The sequence below is a fragment of the Bacillus sp. FSL H8-0545 genome (assembly GCF_038006105.1).
GTDB lineage: Bacteria > Bacillota > Bacilli > Bacillales > Bacillaceae_G > Bacillus_A > Bacillus_A cereus_U.
This window is the reverse complement of sequence record NZ_JBBOUO010000001.1, coordinates 992480-1009308: the sequence shown is the minus strand read 5'-3', so window position 1 is coordinate 1009308 and position 16829 is coordinate 992480. Positions and strand designations below refer to the sequence as shown.

The window sequence follows — 16829 nt, the reverse complement described above, 5'->3', positions numbered from 1 at the left end:
TTTTATGCCAAATAATATAAAAAAGGTACCCTCAAATACTTTGAGGATACCTTTTCATCGATTTAGTGCATTTCAATAACTGTACCATCTTCGAATACCTTGAATACTCCAGTAAATCCTGATCCAGCTGCGCCTTCTATTTTATATGTCGTACGCACTCTAATCTTATAATATTTCTTTCCATTTTCGACTTGAGTATCCTCTAAAGTGTATTGATATTCTTCATTATATTCTTTTTTAATATATCCTTTAGCTTTCTCAAAAGTAAATTCATCTTGCTTCTTCTCTGTCTCTACCTTTTGATTCTTTTCCGTCTCTACTTTTTGATTCTTCTCTGTCTCTACCTTTTGATTCTTCTCTGTCTCTACCTTTTGATTCTTCTCTGTCTCTACTTTTTGGTTCTTTTCTGTGACTACTTTTTGATTCTTTTCTGTCGCTACCTTTTGGTTCTTTTCAGACTCCACTTTTTGGTTCTTTTCTGTCGCTACTTTTTGACTCGTTCCTGCATCTGTTTTTTGTGCCTTCGCTGCTGCTGTTTCACTCTTTTCTTTTTTTTCTTCTTCACCAATTTTAGTGATTAATCCTAAAGCTTTTTTATTATACTCTTCAAGGTTCTTGTTATCTTTTGTTTCTGAAACTACCTTATTTAACATCTCTTTCGCTTCTGCATAATTTTTCTTACTTATTAACTCTTCACTTTTCACCAGCTGCTCTTCATACTTCTTTTTTTGTTCTAAGATAGCTACTAATGCTGTTCGTTCTTCCTTTGCTTGTTTTATAAGCGCATTACTTCCATTCTTCACGCTCTCTACTTTTTCAAGTGACTTGATCGATTCTTCTAATTTTGCTTCTTCTTTTAGCCTCACTGCTTCAATCATTGCTTTCGTTTGCTCTACAAACACTTTTGCATCTGAATCATCTTTTTTCTCATCTAGTGCTCTTTCAAATGATGATAAAGCATTTTTATATTCTTTATTCGTTAACGCCGTCTTCCCCTCATCCATCTCTTTTTCAAAATCCCCATTACTACATCCCGCTAGCATTAAAAACGTAAGTCCAATTACTGTTAATAACTTTCTCATTTTCTCTCCCCCTATATATGCCTAAAACAATAACGTCATATGTATAAAAGTCTGTGTAGTAATTAGACTGAAAGTAAACTATGTACTACATTGTGTGTTGGAAAAGAAGTACATTTCATTCACTATCATTACTTAAAATTCCTAAATAGTTGGTAGTCTTCTTCTTTTAAGACAGAAAGGAATTTTAATAATGTGCATAAAGCTCTCACTCAGGCTCTTTACTACACACACTCTTATACACATAAAAAAACCATTTTTATTTTATAGTTTGCTATTTCTTCAACTTTAAATATTTTCAATTAATTAGAAATACAAACTACAATTCGTAACACACCGAAAACAACCAGAAAACAAAATGTAACAAAAGTCACACTCAGTAATCCATTTGTAACATCAATGTAACATATGGTTTTAAAACATACAATATTTTTTTACAATATTTTCCCCTCCCTACATTTTAAGATACCAATAAGATTTCAATCCTTAGTGTAAATAAGAATTCTTCATAAAAGCGTGCAGAGGATCTCGCCTCATTACCATCAAGCTAAGGAATTAAATGCCCCCAAAACACTATAAAATGATATGTTAACATTTGACATATCGAGAAGGTTCGATATATTATATTGTCATGGAACCAGTTGAAGTATTTAAAGCATTGTCAAACGAGACTCGGCTTAACATTTTACAGTGGCTGAAAGAGCCGGAGAAGCATTTTCCAAAAATCAGTATCGAGGGCGGTGTTTGTGTAGGGGACATCCAGGAAAAAGCTAAAGCTTCTCAATCTACGGTTTCTCACTACTTGAATATGATGCAAAAAGCTGGGCTTCTCGAATCTATTCGGCATGGTCAATGGACTTATTATAAGATTAACGAAGAAACAATTCATCAGATCGCTTCATTTCTCAAAACAGACATCTAAAATAATTAGATAGGTTTCTGTTTTGTTCATATACATATCGAGTATTCTCGATATTTCTATATCAGTTGCGCAACATTGTTCAATTTGTCTACTTCACATAATAAAAATGGGAGTGAATGATATATGACCACTAATGTCAAAGAAAGTTCTCTACGTAATAAACAAAAAATTTTAGCCTTTACTTTAACCCTGCTTACCTTTGTAATGGGAACAAGTGAGTTTGTTATCGTAGGTTTATTAACAGAAGTTTCTACAGATTTAAGAATCTCTGTAACAACTGCCGGCACATTAATTTCAGGGTTCGCAATTGCTTATGCAATCGGTACACCCGTATTTACCGGATTTGTAGGTAGATTTCCAAAATATCCACTGATGTTGATTCTTATTTCGATATTTATCCTTGGAAACGTCGTTAGCGCGATGGCAATTTCCTACACGATTTTAATCGTTTCAAGAGTTGTAACGGCAGTTGTTAGTGGTGTATTGACTGCTTTGTCTATGTCAATTGCCAATGATACGATGCCGAAAGCGAAAAGATCATCCATCATCGCTTTAATTTTCTCAGGATTCACCATAGCGAACGTGATGGGTGTACCACTTGGAACGTTTGTTGGTCAATTTGGTAGTTGGCATGTGACCTTTTGGTTAACTGCTTTACTAGGAGTTATAGCATTTATAATGAGTATGTTAGTTCTACCGAGAAATTTACAAAGTGCAAAGAGTTCTCTAAAGGATCAGCTCAGCTTATTTACACAGCCAAGAATTATTTTGGCCTTCTTTATTCCTACATTTACTATTGCAGGAACTTACACGATATACACTTATATCACTCCTGTTTTAGAAAACGCATTGGCTATTCCATCAAAATTCGTAAGTTTTGTATTATTTATTTACGGTGTATTTTCAATATTCAGCAACTTTTTAGCAGGAAGAATTGCCAAGCAAAACGGAGTTAGCAAACTTCGCTATACCTTTATTATTCAGGCCATCATTTTAATCTCGCTGTATTTTACAATGGCTTCGACTATTATGGGTCTTATAAGCATTATGTTAATGGCTGTGATGTTATATGCTGCGAATGCAACCATTCAGGTGTATTTTATGGATTTAGCGGAAAAGTATTCTCCAGCAACAAAAGACTTTGCCTCCTCTTTAACTCCAGTAGCCACTAATGTTGGCATTGCATTAGGTTCTGCATTAGGCGGAATTGTTGTAAAAACAGGAAGCTTTGAACATCTTTCTTGGGTTGGAGGATTAGCAGCATTAATTGCTTCTGGTCTAGCTTTTATTAGTTATCGATTAGATAAAAAAGATACTCATGCCGAAATAAAGAACCCAGTATCTCAACGTTTATAGTATAGAATATCAAAAACGGTTAGATTATTTCAATCTGGATTTGTTGCCCGCTATGTCCTTTTTAGGCTGAGAACATATTCATTTACTGGGGGCTATCATTTTAATTTTGAAAAATGGTCTCGTCAGATTCTTTAAGACCATTAAAACTTTCTTAACGTTGTTAAAATCAGGGGAAACATCTTGAAAATATGCTTAGCGTTATAAATCCGACCTTATCCCATCACTATCAAGCTGAGGTTTTACACTACCCATAAAGCAAAAAAGACGTTATCCTTTCTTTAGAATTATAGGAAAGGATGGCGTTGCTTTATGTGTATGGATTAGCCAACAGGTCGCAAGTACATCACTCACACAATTATGTTAGCTGCCTTGAAGTATCTACAGGTGTTCTTATCAGCCCTGAAGGACTTAACCAACGATTTAATGCTTCCGCAGTACAGTTTCTTGAACAAGTTCTAGCTAACCTTCTAAATCAAAGAATTCATTCAACACAAGAAATGCTAATCCTTATATATGAAAAGCTTTATTACACTACTGATACTTTTTGGCAACCAAAAATTCAATAAAAGGCAAGGTTATCATTGATAATCCTAATAACAACAAAAAAAAATGGTAACACCAAGTTTTTTAATTAAATAATGCCTTAGCGTACGACATTAACAAAAAAAGCCTACTAATTAAAGTAGACTTAAAATAATGCCATCTTTTCGTGCAATTGGTTAACACAAAAAGATGACATATAACTTTTATACATAAAAATTTTTAAGATTATCAAATTAATAGTTTGTCAGTTCATGTTCAGGAGTTTGAATAATAACAGGATTTTTCCCTGGATCGATCCATCTCAACATATCAATAACATTTTGTTTATCTACACCTGTACACCCTTCTGTCCATGAAGTAGAAACATGGAAGAAGATTGCGCTTCCTTTGTATGGTGTACGTGATTCAGTATTATAATTAATTACGAATCCATAATCATATGCTGGAATATACATATTTTTAGCTGATTTCCATCTACCTCTTACAGGCTTTTCCTGTAAAGTATTATAGTATGGAGATGTCGAATCATCTACCCAAACGTGATTTTGCGTTAAATTAATAAAGGGAAGTTTCGTACCAGGATTCCCTTGTCTACCGAAAGCTGAACCAATTGTGTATTTTCCTCTTGGCGAACTCATACCACTTTCACTCCTCTCAACTGCAAAACCTTTTTTTCCAATATATCCACTTATATTCTTTTGCTCTCTCCATTTCCCATTTGAATTTTCAAATATACGAACTTGAGCTTGATTCGTATTAAATCCTTAAATAAAAAAATGTTATTACTCCTATTGAATTGAGTAATAATATTTTTATTTATAAACCACTTAACAAATTTCTCTCCAACTAGCATCCTTCACATCTTCGCTAGCCGGCTTTCTAACTAATCCCACACAACATTCCTCGCAAGCACCAAATGCAATGAAATTTTTCTGTGCTTGCCTTAGCGAAACTTCATTTGCTCCGCCTTCATAGTCCTGATCGTTAAACTGAACGGGATCATCTTCCCAATAACATATGTTACAAATTTCATATGTGCCGGGTGGTTCTTCTTCTAATGTTTTATATCCGCAGCATGGACACGTGTATTTCATTTTGTCACTCCATTATTAACTTATTTTTTTCTCCCATATATTCCGGTTCACAAAAAATGTAACAGCGCAAATCATAGTTATCCCCATGAAATACATCATTTGAAGAGTACGAACTTCTTCATATGCTGCTGGAACTCCTACCATTACAGACAAAAAGATAAAAACAATACTAAAAGCTAAAAGCAGATATAATAGTAAAGATATAATATAGCTTAATTTAAATGGTAAAATGATAAATCTAAACAATAACTCTCCAAGAAGACAGCCACCTAAAATAATAGGTGCTCCAAAATACAATGTAAGGACTCCCATTTGCGAAGTAGATTGAATTACCTTTCCAAGTATGTTCGGCGAAGTCATCTCATTATTTTTTCCCATCCTATCATATAAATCAAGTACCGTTACTGAAATAAAGAAACTTAATATAGAAAATGAATACGGAATTAAAAATTTGCTCAATCTCACTCACCTCACTTTTTCCTTTACATATATTATTCATTATTTTCTATCATTTTTACATAAAAAAATAACCCTCTATGATAAAACATAGAGGGAAGAATTTCTATATAAAGTGAAACTTTAATCAGTGGGGGTTTTGTTCATCCCCCACTGATTATCAGCCCGCACCAATCGGGCGTTTACGGGCAGTTGATCTCCCACCTAACTTCTTTGCTCCACCTGAATTTTGAGGTGGGAGTTTTACTGCCCACAAATAGCGGGATAAAAACCTATACCTTGTCCTGAAGTGAACCCGAAAACAGAACACATATCAAAACACCTAAACCATCTGTTCCCTATATTCTTTAGGGGATAAGTGGTTTAGGTGGTTTATTAGAAGGTAGTACCTTCTTTTTTATAATATTCTTTTGAAATCTCTTCATAAAATGCTGCCGATGTCGCGTAGAAATAAGGTGCTAACCATAAGAAACCGATTCCTAAGGTAAGAATACTTAAAAGGAACCAGCCAAGGAAACTTAAGCATAGTAAAAAGTAATCCATTTTATGTCCATTCATCATACGGCGACTTTCGGTAATTGCTTGATTTGCTGTGTATTCTGGATGATCATTCAAAATAAAATAAGTCATAGAATAAGAAAATGATTTAATAATACCCGGAATAATAAGAAGTAATGTCCATAGAATCAAGTATACATACATTAATAAATATGTTAAAAACGACTTCATAAGCTTACTTCCATCGCTAAACCATCTAAATATATGACCGATGCGAACACTAGTCCCACGGATTGCATTTAAAACAAGATAATAGGCGCCTATTGTTAACGGACCGATAACAAGCATTGCAATAATACTTACTGTAAGCGAATCACTTGCTTCTTTCCAACCCCAAAACATCGAGAAAACACCTGTGATTAGAAGTTCAACAGCTCCAATAAGGATTCCAAGTAATAGGGTTGCACCTACCGCTAATCCCCATTTTCCTTTTAATGCATCAAGTGCTTCTCTTTTCAACTGACTTATCATATATAACCTCCTACTATTATTTCTATATTAGTATACCATTTATATCGAAAATTTCACGAATTCCCCTGAAATAGAAGGTACTACCTTTTTTTCTGATACGTATTGAGAAATGTGCGCTGTATTTGCACCAATATATGAATTAAACTAAAAAAACCTAGTCCAATTGCAAACTACTCATTTTTCTATAACAAAAAGGCCTGCCTTTCATACTAGGCAAGCCATTCCAAATTAATTCTCACTTATTCTCTTCTTATACCAATCCTGCATTCTCTCCGCATCTTCTACTCTCGTATGCTCTAGTTTATAGTTCGATGATGCACTAGAAAACGTATACGTACATAAATCCGCTCGGCGCTGGAAATATGATTGTGTTTTCTCGATTGACTGGACGTGTCTTCTTCTGACAAGTCCTGTATGTTTTCCAATACTACGATGTACAATCGTAATTTGTTCTCCATTTACACTGTAACCATTTGTTTTAAATGTTGCGTATCCAAGTGTAAAGATAAGGATTGCTAGCGGTAATAACGCCCACATGATGTAATACTTTTCAAAGTATATGCTTATTCCCGTCAGCGGGATTGCTAGCATTGCGAAGAAGATGAAACTATCAATGAGATAGCGCCGTAATGCTGCTTTTGGTAATGAAATAATATTTGTATTCAGTTCGTATGGTAATTGTAAATGTGCGAGTAACTGTTGCACGCGATCTTTTCGAATAATTGGATGTAGCGTAACTTTTTCTTCTTTTCCTTCACTTTGAATGACTTCTACTTGCACAGCACAATAACCGAACGGTTGGCGTAATATACCTTCCTTTATCGTAATACCTTGAATGCGGTGTAACTTTAGTACGAGTTCTTTTTTCTCAAGTAACCCTTGCGAAATACGAACTTCATCATTTTTTCGATTTACTGTGAAATTACCATGTTTTAACGCGTAACCAATTGTGGATATAATCCAAGAAACGACGAGCAAAATGGCTACCATGTAAATCCAGCCATATATATCATGATCCATTACATACGACTCTACGCTATTTTTTATCCATTTCGGAATGTACTCATCCACTTGGTTATAAACGACAAATATTAAAGAGAATAATAATCCAAATTGACCAGATGTAATAGACGCTAATAAAATTTCTTTCCACGTTAACTTGTACTCTGTCGCTTGTTCTTCCTCTGTAATAATTTCTGTTTCTACTACTTCTTCTGATGTTTCTTCTGCTTTCACTTCTGGCGTTGGCTCATTTAGCATTGCAATAAGCTCAGTCGCCTCTTCTACTGTAATACCAGCTAAGCTAACTTCTGCATCATCGCCTCCGCCAGCTGTTTCGATTTTAATTTTCTTTAGTCCTAACACTTGATACAGCATGCCTGAACTCGTATTAATCGTTTGGACACGTTCTTTATTTAAGTAGCTCTCCTTCTTCACAAAGAGCCCTTGTTTCACATGTAATACGTTATTTTCAACCCAGTATGTTGTGTAATACCATTTTTCAAACGCTGAAAAAACGGTGAGTAAACCGAATCCAGCGGGAATTAAATACCAAAATGGGAACTTTCCGTTTAAACTAAACATGAAAATAATTAATGGTATAAAATCTGTTAATTTTAATTCTAATAACATCGTGATTGGATGCTGTCTCTTATACATCCTCATCACTCACTTTCGCTAATTCTGCGATTCTCGTTTTCAGCATTTCTGCTTCATACATCGTTAAGCCGGGAATGCTATGAGAAGTTGCTGCCGTTGCAATATGTAATTCTGCTAATCCATGTTTTCTCATAATTGGCCCTTGTTCAATGGTAACGTGCTGTACACGAATCATCGGTACTAATACGCGCTTTACAACGAAAAGACCGTGCTGAATTTCAAGCTCTTCTTCATTTAATTGATAGCTATAATAACGTTGACGCAGTTTCGGGAATACGAAGTACGAAAATGGTGCTAGCGCAACTGTTAACCCAACCATCACATACAAAATCCACGCCCACCAATCAAACTTTATCATGAGGAAAAGGTATACTAAGATGACGAGAATACCTATCCCTTCTTCAATTACAGCACGAATTTTCCACACCTTGACCATGTCAGGATGAATTTCATTTTTCAATGGATCCATGTAACCACTCCAAATCTATTAATCTAATATATGAATTGTCTCAATCTATATTTTACATAACTTTACATAAAATTGAAAATTTATTATTTATTTCTCCTTCATTACGTTTTTCACATTTCGAATCCAAATTTCTTTATACTTTAACTGGAATCCTATTAATATGTAATTACTCATATTATCAATAACGAGCGCTAACGTATGCGCGTTTTCTTCTGTTGCATGTTGTGACACAACGCCAAGTTCCACACCTTGCTTTAATAAATCGTGGAATCCATTTAAGAAATCTTCTTGTATTTCAAATAAGCGTTTCTGGTACTTTTCATTTCGCGTCGCAGTTACGATGAATTCATTTATAACGCGTAATATGCCTTCTTGACCTCTATACTCGGACAACATATGTAAACCATCTTCGATTAACTTTTCTGCAAAGTTTTCTTTCGTATATTGTTCTTTAACGAAGTAACCCGCGAATTGATATTCAGAAAAAATCTCTTCAAATAAAAAATCAACTAGTGCTTCTTTAGACGGAAAATGATAATAAATAGCGGGCTTTGATATGCCTACTTCTTTCGCAATCATTGAAAGACTCATCTTCTCAATGCCATGCTCTGCCATCAGTTTAAATGATGCCTCTACAATGTTCTGCGATGTTTGTAAATTTTTTGTCATAGCGTACCTCTTTTATTTTTACTTACCGGTCGGTAAGTAAATTGTAAAATGAAAATGAATGATTTGCAAGTTAATTAGAGTTTTAAAAGGAACTTCTTGATGAACCTAGAAAAATATAAAGTAAAAGCAATGTATAACGATAAGGAGGATTTTCATATGGGATCTGGCGGTGAAGATGGTAAGAGCGGTAGTAGTGGGCTTTTATTACTCATTCTGCTCTTTATCGTATTCATTATAATTGGAGCTAGTTATAGTGTGCTTAGCTTCTAAGAAAAGACACAATTCAATTAGTTATAGTAGCGTAGAAAACTGAAACAGATTAAAATTTTCCTTCTTAAGGTTTCTTCACCAATAAGGGCACACAAAATAAAAAGCCCCGGTTATATTTAACAGCCAGCGCTTTCTATTTTCAGTATTCTTATAATGCTTCAGCTATATTTCGCGCTCTGTCGCAAACGTAAATCATTATTGATCATCCACAATAATATAGGCTGTTCTAATTGGCCCATGTACACCTACGACAAGGTTCATTTCAATATCCGCACTATTTGACGGACCAGAAACGAAGTTCACACAAGCCGGCAAGTTTTCTCCCGCTTTATTTTGATTATGGATCAGTTTTGTAGCTTGGGTTAATCTTGGTACAATCGTACTTTTAGGAACGATTGCAATATATGACTCCGGAAGAAGACTCACATGTCTTCCTTTTAACCCGTCATTAAATAGTACAACGGTTCCTGATTCTGCCAAAGTCATATCACTGAACGTAATGCCAAGGTCAGCAGCTTTCGCAAATTTTATGTCCTCTTCTTTATGATCTAATCCCCATGTACGAAAATGTGTTGTTCCTTCATTGCTGAAACATGGTGTAAGACCATACTCATTAAAGCGCTCATCATTCGAACATATAACAGATTTGATATTCCAATCTTTTATAAAAGACCCCAATGTTTCAACAAGATTTTCCTTTGTTGTTCGCTTTACTTCTGTATGAATGACTTCGCAGTGCTCTATTAACTTTAATACAAGTTCGTCTTGCGCCAGTCCGTCAAAAACAGTCCACTGCGGGGAAAAAGACCAGTTCGGTTTTTCCACTGCTTCTGGACGTTTCCTACCAAGCTTTTCTGATAACTGGAGTAAAAATTCCTCACGATTTTGGCTGGCCATCATTGTTCTCCTTTTCGTGTTTTTCAAACCACTCTCGAAACGGTTGTTTTTTCGGAACTGGAAAATCTCTCGCATCCGTCCAAGCTTTTAACGGTCCAATGCCGCGCTCAATCTTATCTCCTTTTGCGAGAGGTTTTAATGCATACGGAGCGCTCTTCGCTGCAAAAGAAAATAGTCTAGGACTCTTCACCACTTTTTCAAAACCTTTCATAGCCACGTTCCAAGCTACGGGGGATTGTTTTTCTTCTATAATGCGGCTGCGATGTTTAATTAATAAGTCATGTAACGGGATTTTCACTGGACACGCTTCTGTACAAGCACCACAAAGGCTAGATGCGTAAGGTAAATCCTTATATTCATCATATCCCCCTAAAAGCGGTGTCAACACAGCTCCAATTGGTCCTGGATAAATAGAACCATATGCATGTCCACCAATATGCCTGTATACAGGACACACATTAATACATGCCGCACAACGAATGCACTGGAGGACACTTTGGAATTCCGTTCCTACAATATCGGAACGACCATTATCAACAATGACTAAATGAAATTCCTCAGGTCCATCTGTTCCGCCAGGCTCAGTTAACCCTGTAATATAACTTGTTAACTTTTGTCCTACAGAACTTCGGCATAGAAGTGTTACTAAAACATCAAGCTCTTCCCATGTTGGAACAATACGTTCCATCCCCATAACTGTAATCAACGTTTTCGGAAGTGTCGTAGTAAGTCTTGCATTTCCTTCGTTTGCTACGATAGAAATTGATCCAGACTCTGCAACAGCAAAGTTACATCCAGTCACCCCTATATCCGCTGCAAAAAAATCATCACGTATATACGATCTTACAAACCTCGCCATTTCCGTCGGATCAGATGTTCCCGTATAATCTAACTTTGTTTTAAATATTTCACAAATGTGTTCTTTATCCTTGTGAAGGCACGGAACAACAATATGTGACGGCGGATCGTGGTCGTTCACTTGTAGAATAAATTCAGCAAGATCTGTTTCTAACACTTCCGCTCCAGCTTCTTCAATCGCTTCATTTAAACTGATTTCTTCCGTTACCATCGATTTTGATTTCACAATTTTTTTCGCGTTTTTCTTTTTTACAATCCCTTTTACATATTCCCTTGCGTCTTCTGCAGTCTTTGCGAAATAAACAAAACCACCGTTTTTCTCGATATTTTCACTCAGCTCATATAAATAATAATCAAGGTTTTCTAATGTATGCTTTCGAATTTCTTCTCCTAAAGCTCGCCATTCTTCCCAGTTTCCAAGACTCTCAGTAGCTTTTAATTTCTTGATTCTAAGACCATCTTGCGCTTTCCTGACAGCCTGTCGCATAAATGGATCCCCAATGCCTGTTTTAGTACGCTTATGAAAGGGATCGTTCCCAATTTTCATTCCCATCTCTATATCCCCCCTTGTTTTCGATCTTCATTTAATACTTGAGCAATATGTTTTACATCAATTGGATAACCATTGCGTGTTAAACGTCCTTTTATATTCATTAAGCAGCTACAATCCATCCCAATTAACACTTCCGCACCGGTTTCCATAATATGCTTTACTTTTTCCTCAACCATTTGCTCAGAAATTTCTGGCATTTTCACTGAGAATGTACCCCCAAATCCGCAGCAATCATAATTATGCGGCAGTGAAACAACTTCCAGTCCCTTTACACATTTTAATAATTTTTGCGGTGGTTCCTTAATCCCCATTAATCGGCTCATATGACAAGATGTATGAACCGTTGCTTTTTTATGAAGCTCCGCACCTAAGTCTTCTTTCCCTAATACTTCCACAAGAAATTGTGTGAACTCATATGTTTTATTTCCAAGTTCAGTAGCTTTTTTCTTCCACTCCGCTTCACTTTCAGAAAATAAGCTAGAAAACTCGTGAACCATCATAGCGCAAGAGCCCGATGGTGCCACAACATATTCTGAACTAGCAAAGGCTTCAATCATATGTTTTGCAGCTGTTTTTGTTTCTATAACATACCCGCTATTATAAGCTGGTTGTCCGCAGCAAGTTTGAGTTTTAGGAAAATCCACTTCACACCCTAAATCTTCAAGAATTTCCACAACATTTCTTCCTACTTCTGGATAAAAAACATCTGCAACACAAGTAATAAATATTGATACTTTCATATTTGCACCCCTAAATACACTAAAGTAAGCTCAAGTAGCTTTATAAACAAATCCACCTTATCTGTATATTATTGGTAAAAAACAAAAAAATATGAATAGAAATAGCAAAAAAAAAGACTCTCAAATTTGAGCATAGCCATCAACTTAAAAAATGCATTGTTCCTAAAACGAAAAAAACGAGTTGAATTCACATAAATAACTGTAAAAAAATTAAAAATTTTGTTTAGGGGGTACTTAAAGACCTTATCTTGATGGGTATGGGGTATCGCCACACGACTAGCCAGCACTCACACCCAAAAACAGGAGGGAATGATAAAATGTAGTTTTAGGAGGGGAAAGAATGAAAAATGTACATAGATGGTTAAATTATTTTGGTTTTATATGTGTGTGCATGTCTAGCTTCGGTTTTGTTTCTCGTTGGATTTTTCGTGATGTGATTGCACTCGATCAATTACTTGTTTTGAGTATAGGAATTATTATTTTAATAACAGCGTTTTTTGTAAAACGTTGTAGTAAAGAGTTACGTGGTGATAAAGGTTAATCGCTCTAAATGTAGTTTTAGAATTTCGCAATCGGACCATATTGTTGAATAAGACTTATTGAATAATGACAGTTTATTTTAAGAAAGTAGATCGATAATATAGTAAATAATACTTTATATGAGGTGCGATAGATGCAATATCTTATTGGAGGACTGGCTGAAAAGTGTGGCGTTAACACGGAGACCATTCGATACAAATGGTCGATCGCAATGAAGCAAAGTGCGGTGACATATATGATTTCACTGTTCTTAAATTAGAGGACATCCAACGTAAAATTCAAGAACTAAAAAAAATTAAACAATATGTGAAAAATGGACTTACTCCTAATCCAGTAGAGCTTATTCGCGAAAACATAAGAGAAAACCGATGTGGTTGTGAAGTAAACAATCCACAAGGTAGTTGTTGTTTAGGCAATGTTATAACTTACATTAGAAAAATGTCATTAGGAACTTAAATGTTTCTTTTTTTCACCAAAATACTTGGTGCTATTTCAAAATCTCAGGTTGATGGGCATGTGACGGTGCCTCATGCTCACCAAGCTAGTTAGTGTATGTTAAGTAAACCTTATGGATTTGTATATCTCATCCATCCACTTTCAGATTGTTTCGCTTTATACTTCCCATAAGACAGAAGCTTCATTGCCGAGCGATTGGCCGCATGAAAAACCAAGTTCAGCTTCCATTCTTCCTCCATTTCACTGGGATAGGTGGTGGATTCATAAACATAATAACCCGCCATGATACAGGGGACTACTTGCTCCGGTTCAAATCCATAAGCAGTTGCATCATCCACAACCAAATCAATGATGCATCGGTTTCCATCTTTAACTTTTTTCTGGAGTAATTTTTTTACCGATCCTGGTACTAATTCTAATATTTTATCCTTCATGTCAGTCACCTCATCTTTTATCATGTCCAGATAGCCTGGGGATATGTGTCAAACAGCATGAAATTCCAACCGTAATTGCACAGGTTTAACACGATCTTAAGGACTACATCACCCTAAAAGGGAAAATGGCTTTAAATCCAAGAAATCTGGTGAGACAGGGAGAAACGTATTCGTTCATTTTGCAGTCGATTGGAACGAAACAATTTAAATGTAGGAAAACGTGTCGTGTCTAAAGTGGACAACCTATGTTTCTATGATTCTCCATATTGGCAGGATAATAATGTTGTAGGCATCTGTAGATGCAAGATTAGGATTTACTATAGACGCAAAAGTAACTGTCAATGGATCCACAATATAAAATACACAACAGCAAAGGCAAAACTAAAAGGCATGAGCCCTCGTACAATACCGGACCCATGCCCAAGAAGCTTCCTAATGAAATAACGTGTCTAACTTTTAGATGTCATTTTGTGGCCATGAAACAAAGTTTAATAAAAGGATGGTTTAATTGAATATAGAAAAAGCGTGTTTTGAACAATCTTTTTTCGAACCACGCTTTTTTTATTTGCTCTTTTATCAAGGTTTATTAAGTTAATTTAATCAAACTTTATTCCAAGTAAAGCATCTTTCGCTAGATAACCACCTTTACACTGATTTCGCCATCGCTCTACTGAATATCAAGTTCACTGCAATCACGATGACTGCACCGATAAGGGTTGCAAATACACGGTCGAACAGAATGATAAACTGGAACGGCTTGCCGGCTTCCATGATCAAAATAATGAGCGGGATCATGGTTGCAGAGTATACAAGATAATTTCGAACCTTTAGAAGAGGTCGAACACCTGCGAATAGCCCGATACTTATAACTAACCCCCAAATTGGTAGACTAGTTGCGAGAAGCAAGCTCGCAACAATCACGCCGATTACTGTACCAAGCACTCGTTGTGTTGTTTTGATTGGAAAGAGTTCTATTTTCCGCTGAGTAAGGATCGCTACGGTAATTGCAATCCAATAGAAGTGGTGCTCGGGCCAAAGTATTCGCAATCCCTCAGCTATACCTAGACATAATGCGAGCCTGATTGGGAATTGCCAACCGGATAGGTGTGCAAGAGAATTCCGCCATAGAATGATTTTTTTCGATGTTGGCCCTTTCACATCTCCATCCAGCGATGATTTATAACAACGGTGTACCCAGATGCCTAGCACCAAGCTGATACTGACGGTCCAAATCGCCCCTGCTAAGATTGAAAAAATTAGTTCCATCCGGTACTCCGTCTGGTCGACCATGTTGAGGATGATGATCAGGAATACGACAAAGCGTGTTGTTGCCACCGCCAAGGCACGACTATATCCGCCAATTAACGCAGCAAGGCTTACCAGCAGGATCAAGACTCCAAATGTCAGATAGCCATGTCCGAAAGAGAGAACAGCAGCAATCGCAGCGAGCACTACTGATAGCAGCGCTGATGCCAACTTTTTCCCGTGATTTATAAAACTCGAACCGACTTTCACGCTACTGACTGCCAAACTGCCGACCGATGCAGCAAAACCAAGAGCGGGATAGCCTAGAACTGTGGCGAACAGAACAGGTCCGGCCATACCTATGCCGGCGGAAATGAGTTCTACTATTTCTACCTTGGTCTCCTTAGACCAAGAAAACACTTGAGCCCTATATGTCTTTACATTCATCTATAGCACCTCTTCCGACCCAAAGAGTAGGGTACAGTTTAATAATAGGCTCTTTCTTTAATCCATGGACATGTGGTGATACCTATGTCCACCAAGCTAATATTTTGAAGTATCCCCAAAATAAAAATTTTATCTTTCCAGAGTTATTTATAATAATTCAGCTCATTTTTTTCGATATGGGGAAATGCCAATTTCTTAAGTTGATGGCGATGTGGCGAGACCCCACTTATAAGTAATTGATTAGAGGTGGTAAAGATATTGTTATGGTTTAATAAGATTTCCGTAAATATATTATAGGGACTGCGCTCCATTCCTTCATTCGTCAGGGAATAATAAATATAAATAAAAAGAAGGCATCCTAAATGTGTAATTTAGGATGCCTTCTTTTTTATAAAGCAAATTAATTTCTATTAAGCAAGCGCATACGATAACAATTCATCGTCACTTCCCCAAGCCTTTGCAATAATTGATAGTTCGCATACGCGCCGACCGGGGCACCGATGATTGGGACAAGCTGAAGCATTTTCGCTAAATCGATATAGTCTCGGTACTCTGTTTGGAACTTTTCCCAGTCCATATGATTTTCTTCTTCTGTATCCCACGTTTCAATTGCTTTCCATATTTCTTTTCTATGGTCATCACTCGAAAAAGCAAGCTGGAAAACGTGAAGAATAAAAAGACGCTCTTCTTTTTTACTCGTATCAAATCCGTACAATGTCGCTGCATCAAATAAAAATTTTATTTTAATGGTAAGTAGAAGCGGAAAATCAGCAAGACCGAGGAGAATACCACCTGCTCCCGTTCCTGCTCCTTCTGCCGCTGCGACTTTTTTGTACTCATCCATTTTTTTACGTACTTCATCGTCTCGTCTTTGCAGTGACCAGTTCGTTTCTTTTAGCTTCGGTTTTATGAAGTTTGATCCAGCACTAATTGTTTGTACCATCATCCGAATCGTTTCTGTTAGTACCTTTTGCACTTTCGCCGGCACTAGTTGTTGCACTTTCACCTGCACTTTTTTAGAGAACCGTGTCATCATAGAAGAATCTTTCATGAATGTAGCTTTCCACTGCTCCAATTCTTTTATAACCTTCTCTTCATATGTAATCATAGGTT

At 36.3% G+C, this 16829-nt stretch carries 19 protein-coding genes and 2 pseudogenes; 7 read left to right on the top strand and 14 right to left on the bottom strand.

Features of this window, described 5'->3' with window-relative positions:
- Window positions 1-62: 62 nt before the first annotated feature.
- On the bottom strand, window positions 63-1082 hold the full coding sequence (locus tag MHI07_RS05335) for a hypothetical protein (protein ID WP_340822359.1): 1020 nt from the start codon (window positions 1080-1082) through the stop codon (window positions 63-65).
- A 628-nt stretch (window positions 1083-1710) separates the two neighbouring features.
- Here MHI07_RS05335 and MHI07_RS05330 point away from each other — a divergent pair.
- The 3 genes and pseudogenes from MHI07_RS05330 to MHI07_RS05320 form a co-directional block, all read left to right on the top strand.
- Window positions 1711-2001: an ArsR/SmtB family transcription factor gene (locus MHI07_RS05330; protein WP_002158984.1), complete on the top strand. Its 291-nt coding sequence runs from the start codon at window positions 1711-1713 to the stop codon at window positions 1999-2001.
- A gap of 123 nt (window positions 2002-2124) precedes the next feature.
- Window positions 2125-3357, top strand: a complete 1233-nt coding sequence (locus MHI07_RS05325; RefSeq protein WP_340822356.1) for an MFS transporter — start codon at window positions 2125-2127, stop codon at window positions 3355-3357.
- Window positions 3358-3649: 292 nt separating this feature from the next.
- Window positions 3650-3848: pseudogene (locus tag MHI07_RS05320) on the top strand (IS4 family transposase); the annotation flags it as partial.
- A 285-nt stretch (window positions 3849-4133) separates the two neighbouring features.
- Here the strand turns inward: MHI07_RS05320 and MHI07_RS05315 are convergent.
- The 7 genes from MHI07_RS05315 to MHI07_RS05285 all read right to left on the bottom strand — a co-directional run bounded on the left by MHI07_RS05315 (window position 4134) and on the right by MHI07_RS05285 (window position 9276).
- On the bottom strand, window positions 4134-4580 hold the full coding sequence (locus tag MHI07_RS05315) for a L,D-transpeptidase family protein (protein WP_324287103.1): 447 nt from the start codon (window positions 4578-4580) through the stop codon (window positions 4134-4136).
- 147 nt (window positions 4581-4727) lie between these two features.
- Entirely contained in the window at window positions 4728-4994 is a 267-nt protein-coding gene (locus tag MHI07_RS05310) for a CPCC family cysteine-rich protein (RefSeq protein WP_088077899.1), read from the bottom strand.
- Between the two features lie 15 nt (window positions 4995-5009).
- Entirely contained in the window at window positions 5010-5459 is a 450-nt protein-coding gene (locus MHI07_RS05305) for a hypothetical protein (RefSeq protein ID WP_374222300.1), read from the bottom strand.
- A 366-nt stretch (window positions 5460-5825) separates the two neighbouring features.
- On the bottom strand, window positions 5826-6479 hold the full coding sequence (locus tag MHI07_RS05300) for a DUF975 family protein (protein WP_002158990.1): 654 nt from the start codon (window positions 6477-6479) through the stop codon (window positions 5826-5828).
- Window positions 6480-6707: 228 nt separating this feature from the next.
- Window positions 6708-8138: a PH domain-containing protein gene (locus MHI07_RS05295; protein WP_078174787.1), complete on the bottom strand. Its 1431-nt coding sequence runs from the start codon at window positions 8136-8138 to the stop codon at window positions 6708-6710.
- Complete coding sequence (locus MHI07_RS05290) at window positions 8131-8607, bottom strand: PH domain-containing protein (protein WP_340822350.1); 477 nt, start codon at window positions 8605-8607, stop codon at window positions 8131-8133. Before MHI07_RS05290 ends, MHI07_RS05295 begins: the two co-directional genes overlap by 8 nt.
- 87 nt (window positions 8608-8694) lie before the next feature.
- On the bottom strand, window positions 8695-9276 hold the full coding sequence (locus MHI07_RS05285) for a TetR/AcrR family transcriptional regulator (RefSeq protein WP_340822348.1): 582 nt from the start codon (window positions 9274-9276) through the stop codon (window positions 8695-8697).
- A gap of 99 nt (window positions 9277-9375) precedes the next feature.
- Here MHI07_RS05285 and MHI07_RS05280 point away from each other — a divergent pair, with 99 nt between their 5' ends.
- Window positions 9376-9546 carry a sporulation protein YjcZ gene (locus MHI07_RS05280; protein WP_445661745.1) on the top strand — a complete coding sequence of 57 codons (171 nt, stop codon included), beginning with the start codon at window positions 9376-9378 and terminating at the stop codon, window positions 9544-9546.
- A gap of 195 nt (window positions 9547-9741) precedes the next feature.
- On the opposite strand, the gene MHI07_RS05275 is transcribed toward MHI07_RS05280, so the two are convergent.
- Genes MHI07_RS05275 through MHI07_RS05265 form a run of 3 tightly spaced genes read right to left on the bottom strand, consistent with a single transcriptional unit; the run spans window position 9742 to window position 12594 of the window.
- Window positions 9742-10443: a LutC/YkgG family protein gene (locus MHI07_RS05275; protein WP_340822346.1), complete on the bottom strand. Its 702-nt coding sequence runs from the start codon at window positions 10441-10443 to the stop codon at window positions 9742-9744.
- Window positions 10424-11854: a LutB/LldF family L-lactate oxidation iron-sulfur protein gene (locus MHI07_RS05270; protein ID WP_340822344.1), complete on the bottom strand. Its 1431-nt coding sequence runs from the start codon at window positions 11852-11854 to the stop codon at window positions 10424-10426. Before MHI07_RS05270 ends, MHI07_RS05275 begins: the two co-directional genes overlap by 20 nt.
- A 2-nt stretch (window positions 11855-11856) precedes the next feature.
- Window positions 11857-12594 (bottom strand): (Fe-S)-binding protein, encoded by a 738-nt coding sequence (locus MHI07_RS05265; protein WP_340822343.1) that lies wholly within the window; start codon window positions 12592-12594, stop codon window positions 11857-11859.
- Window positions 12595-12934: 340 nt separating this feature from the next.
- Between MHI07_RS05265 and MHI07_RS05260 the strand changes: the two genes are divergently transcribed.
- Both MHI07_RS05260 and MHI07_RS05255 read left to right on the top strand, forming a co-directional pair.
- Window positions 12935-13135, top strand: coding sequence for a hypothetical protein (locus MHI07_RS05260; RefSeq protein WP_002158997.1), 201 nt, complete (start codon window positions 12935-12937; stop codon window positions 13133-13135).
- Window positions 13136-13332: 197 nt separating this feature from the next.
- A complete protein-coding gene (locus MHI07_RS05255) occupies window positions 13333-13590 on the top strand; it encodes a hypothetical protein (protein ID WP_002158999.1) in 258 nt (85 codons plus the stop codon).
- Between the two features lie 110 nt (window positions 13591-13700).
- Here the strand turns inward: MHI07_RS05255 and MHI07_RS05250 are convergent, their stop codons facing one another.
- Window positions 13701-14024, bottom strand: a complete 324-nt coding sequence (locus tag MHI07_RS05250) for a hypothetical protein (RefSeq protein ID WP_002146752.1) — start codon at window positions 14022-14024, stop codon at window positions 13701-13703.
- Window positions 14025-14234: 210 nt separating this feature from the next.
- Between MHI07_RS05250 and MHI07_RS05245 the strand changes: the two are divergent.
- Window positions 14235-14536: pseudogene (locus MHI07_RS05245) on the top strand (hypothetical protein); the annotation flags it as partial.
- 133 nt (window positions 14537-14669) lie between these two features.
- Here MHI07_RS05245 and MHI07_RS05240 read toward each other — a convergent pair.
- Both MHI07_RS05240 and ecsC read right to left on the bottom strand, forming a co-directional pair.
- Window positions 14670-15716 carry an FUSC family protein gene (locus MHI07_RS05240; RefSeq protein WP_204208935.1) on the bottom strand — a complete coding sequence of 349 codons (1047 nt, stop codon included), beginning with the start codon at window positions 15714-15716 and terminating at the stop codon, window positions 14670-14672.
- A gap of 400 nt (window positions 15717-16116) precedes the next feature.
- Window positions 16117-16824, bottom strand: a complete 708-nt coding sequence (gene ecsC, locus MHI07_RS05235) for an ecs operon protein EcsC (RefSeq protein ID WP_340822338.1) — start codon at window positions 16822-16824, stop codon at window positions 16117-16119.
- Window positions 16825-16829 lie beyond the last annotated feature (5 nt).

Excerpts from the sequence above, each read along its gene's own strand:
- MHI07_RS05335 (WP_340822359.1), bottom strand. The coding sequence starts at position 1,082 with ATGAGAAAGTTATTAACAGTAATTGGACTTACGTTTTTAATGCTAGCG.
- MHI07_RS05330 (WP_002158984.1), top strand. The coding sequence starts at position 1,711 with ATGGAACCAGTTGAAGTATTTAAAGCATTGTCAAACGAGACTCGGCTT.
- MHI07_RS05325 (WP_340822356.1), top strand. The coding sequence starts at position 2,125 with ATGACCACTAATGTCAAAGAAAGTTCTCTACGTAATAAACAAAAAATT.
- MHI07_RS05310 (WP_088077899.1), bottom strand. The coding sequence starts at position 4,994 with ATGAAATACACGTGTCCATGCTGCGGATATAAAACATTAGAAGAAGAA.
- MHI07_RS05300 (WP_002158990.1), bottom strand. The coding sequence starts at position 6,479 with ATGATAAGTCAGTTGAAAAGAGAAGCACTTGATGCATTAAAAGGAAAA.
- MHI07_RS05295 (WP_078174787.1), bottom strand. The coding sequence starts at position 8,138 with ATGTATAAGAGACAGCATCCAATCACGATGTTATTAGAATTAAAATTA.
- MHI07_RS05290 (WP_340822350.1), bottom strand. The coding sequence starts at position 8,607 with ATGGATCCATTGAAAAATGAAATTCATCCTGACATGGTCAAGGTGTGG.
- MHI07_RS05285 (WP_340822348.1), bottom strand. The coding sequence starts at position 9,276 with ATGACAAAAAATTTACAAACATCGCAGAACATTGTAGAGGCATCATTT.
- MHI07_RS05280 (WP_445661745.1), top strand. The coding sequence starts at position 9,376 with ATGAACCTAGAAAAATATAAAGTAAAAGCAATGTATAACGATAAGGAG.
- MHI07_RS05275 (WP_340822346.1), bottom strand. The coding sequence starts at position 10,443 with ATGGCCAGCCAAAATCGTGAGGAATTTTTACTCCAGTTATCAGAAAAG.
- MHI07_RS05270 (WP_340822344.1), bottom strand. The coding sequence starts at position 11,854 with ATGGGAATGAAAATTGGGAACGATCCCTTTCATAAGCGTACTAAAACA.
- MHI07_RS05265 (WP_340822343.1), bottom strand. The coding sequence starts at position 12,594 with ATGAAAGTATCAATATTTATTACTTGTGTTGCAGATGTTTTTTATCCA.
- MHI07_RS05260 (WP_002158997.1), top strand. The coding sequence starts at position 12,935 with ATGAAAAATGTACATAGATGGTTAAATTATTTTGGTTTTATATGTGTG.
- MHI07_RS05255 (WP_002158999.1), top strand. The coding sequence starts at position 13,333 with ATGGTCGATCGCAATGAAGCAAAGTGCGGTGACATATATGATTTCACT.
- MHI07_RS05250 (WP_002146752.1), bottom strand. The coding sequence starts at position 14,024 with ATGAAGGATAAAATATTAGAATTAGTACCAGGATCGGTAAAAAAATTA.
- MHI07_RS05240 (WP_204208935.1), bottom strand. The coding sequence starts at position 15,716 with ATGAATGTAAAGACATATAGGGCTCAAGTGTTTTCTTGGTCTAAGGAG.
- ecsC (WP_340822338.1), bottom strand. The coding sequence starts at position 16,824 with ATGATTACATATGAAGAGAAGGTTATAAAAGAATTGGAGCAGTGGAAA.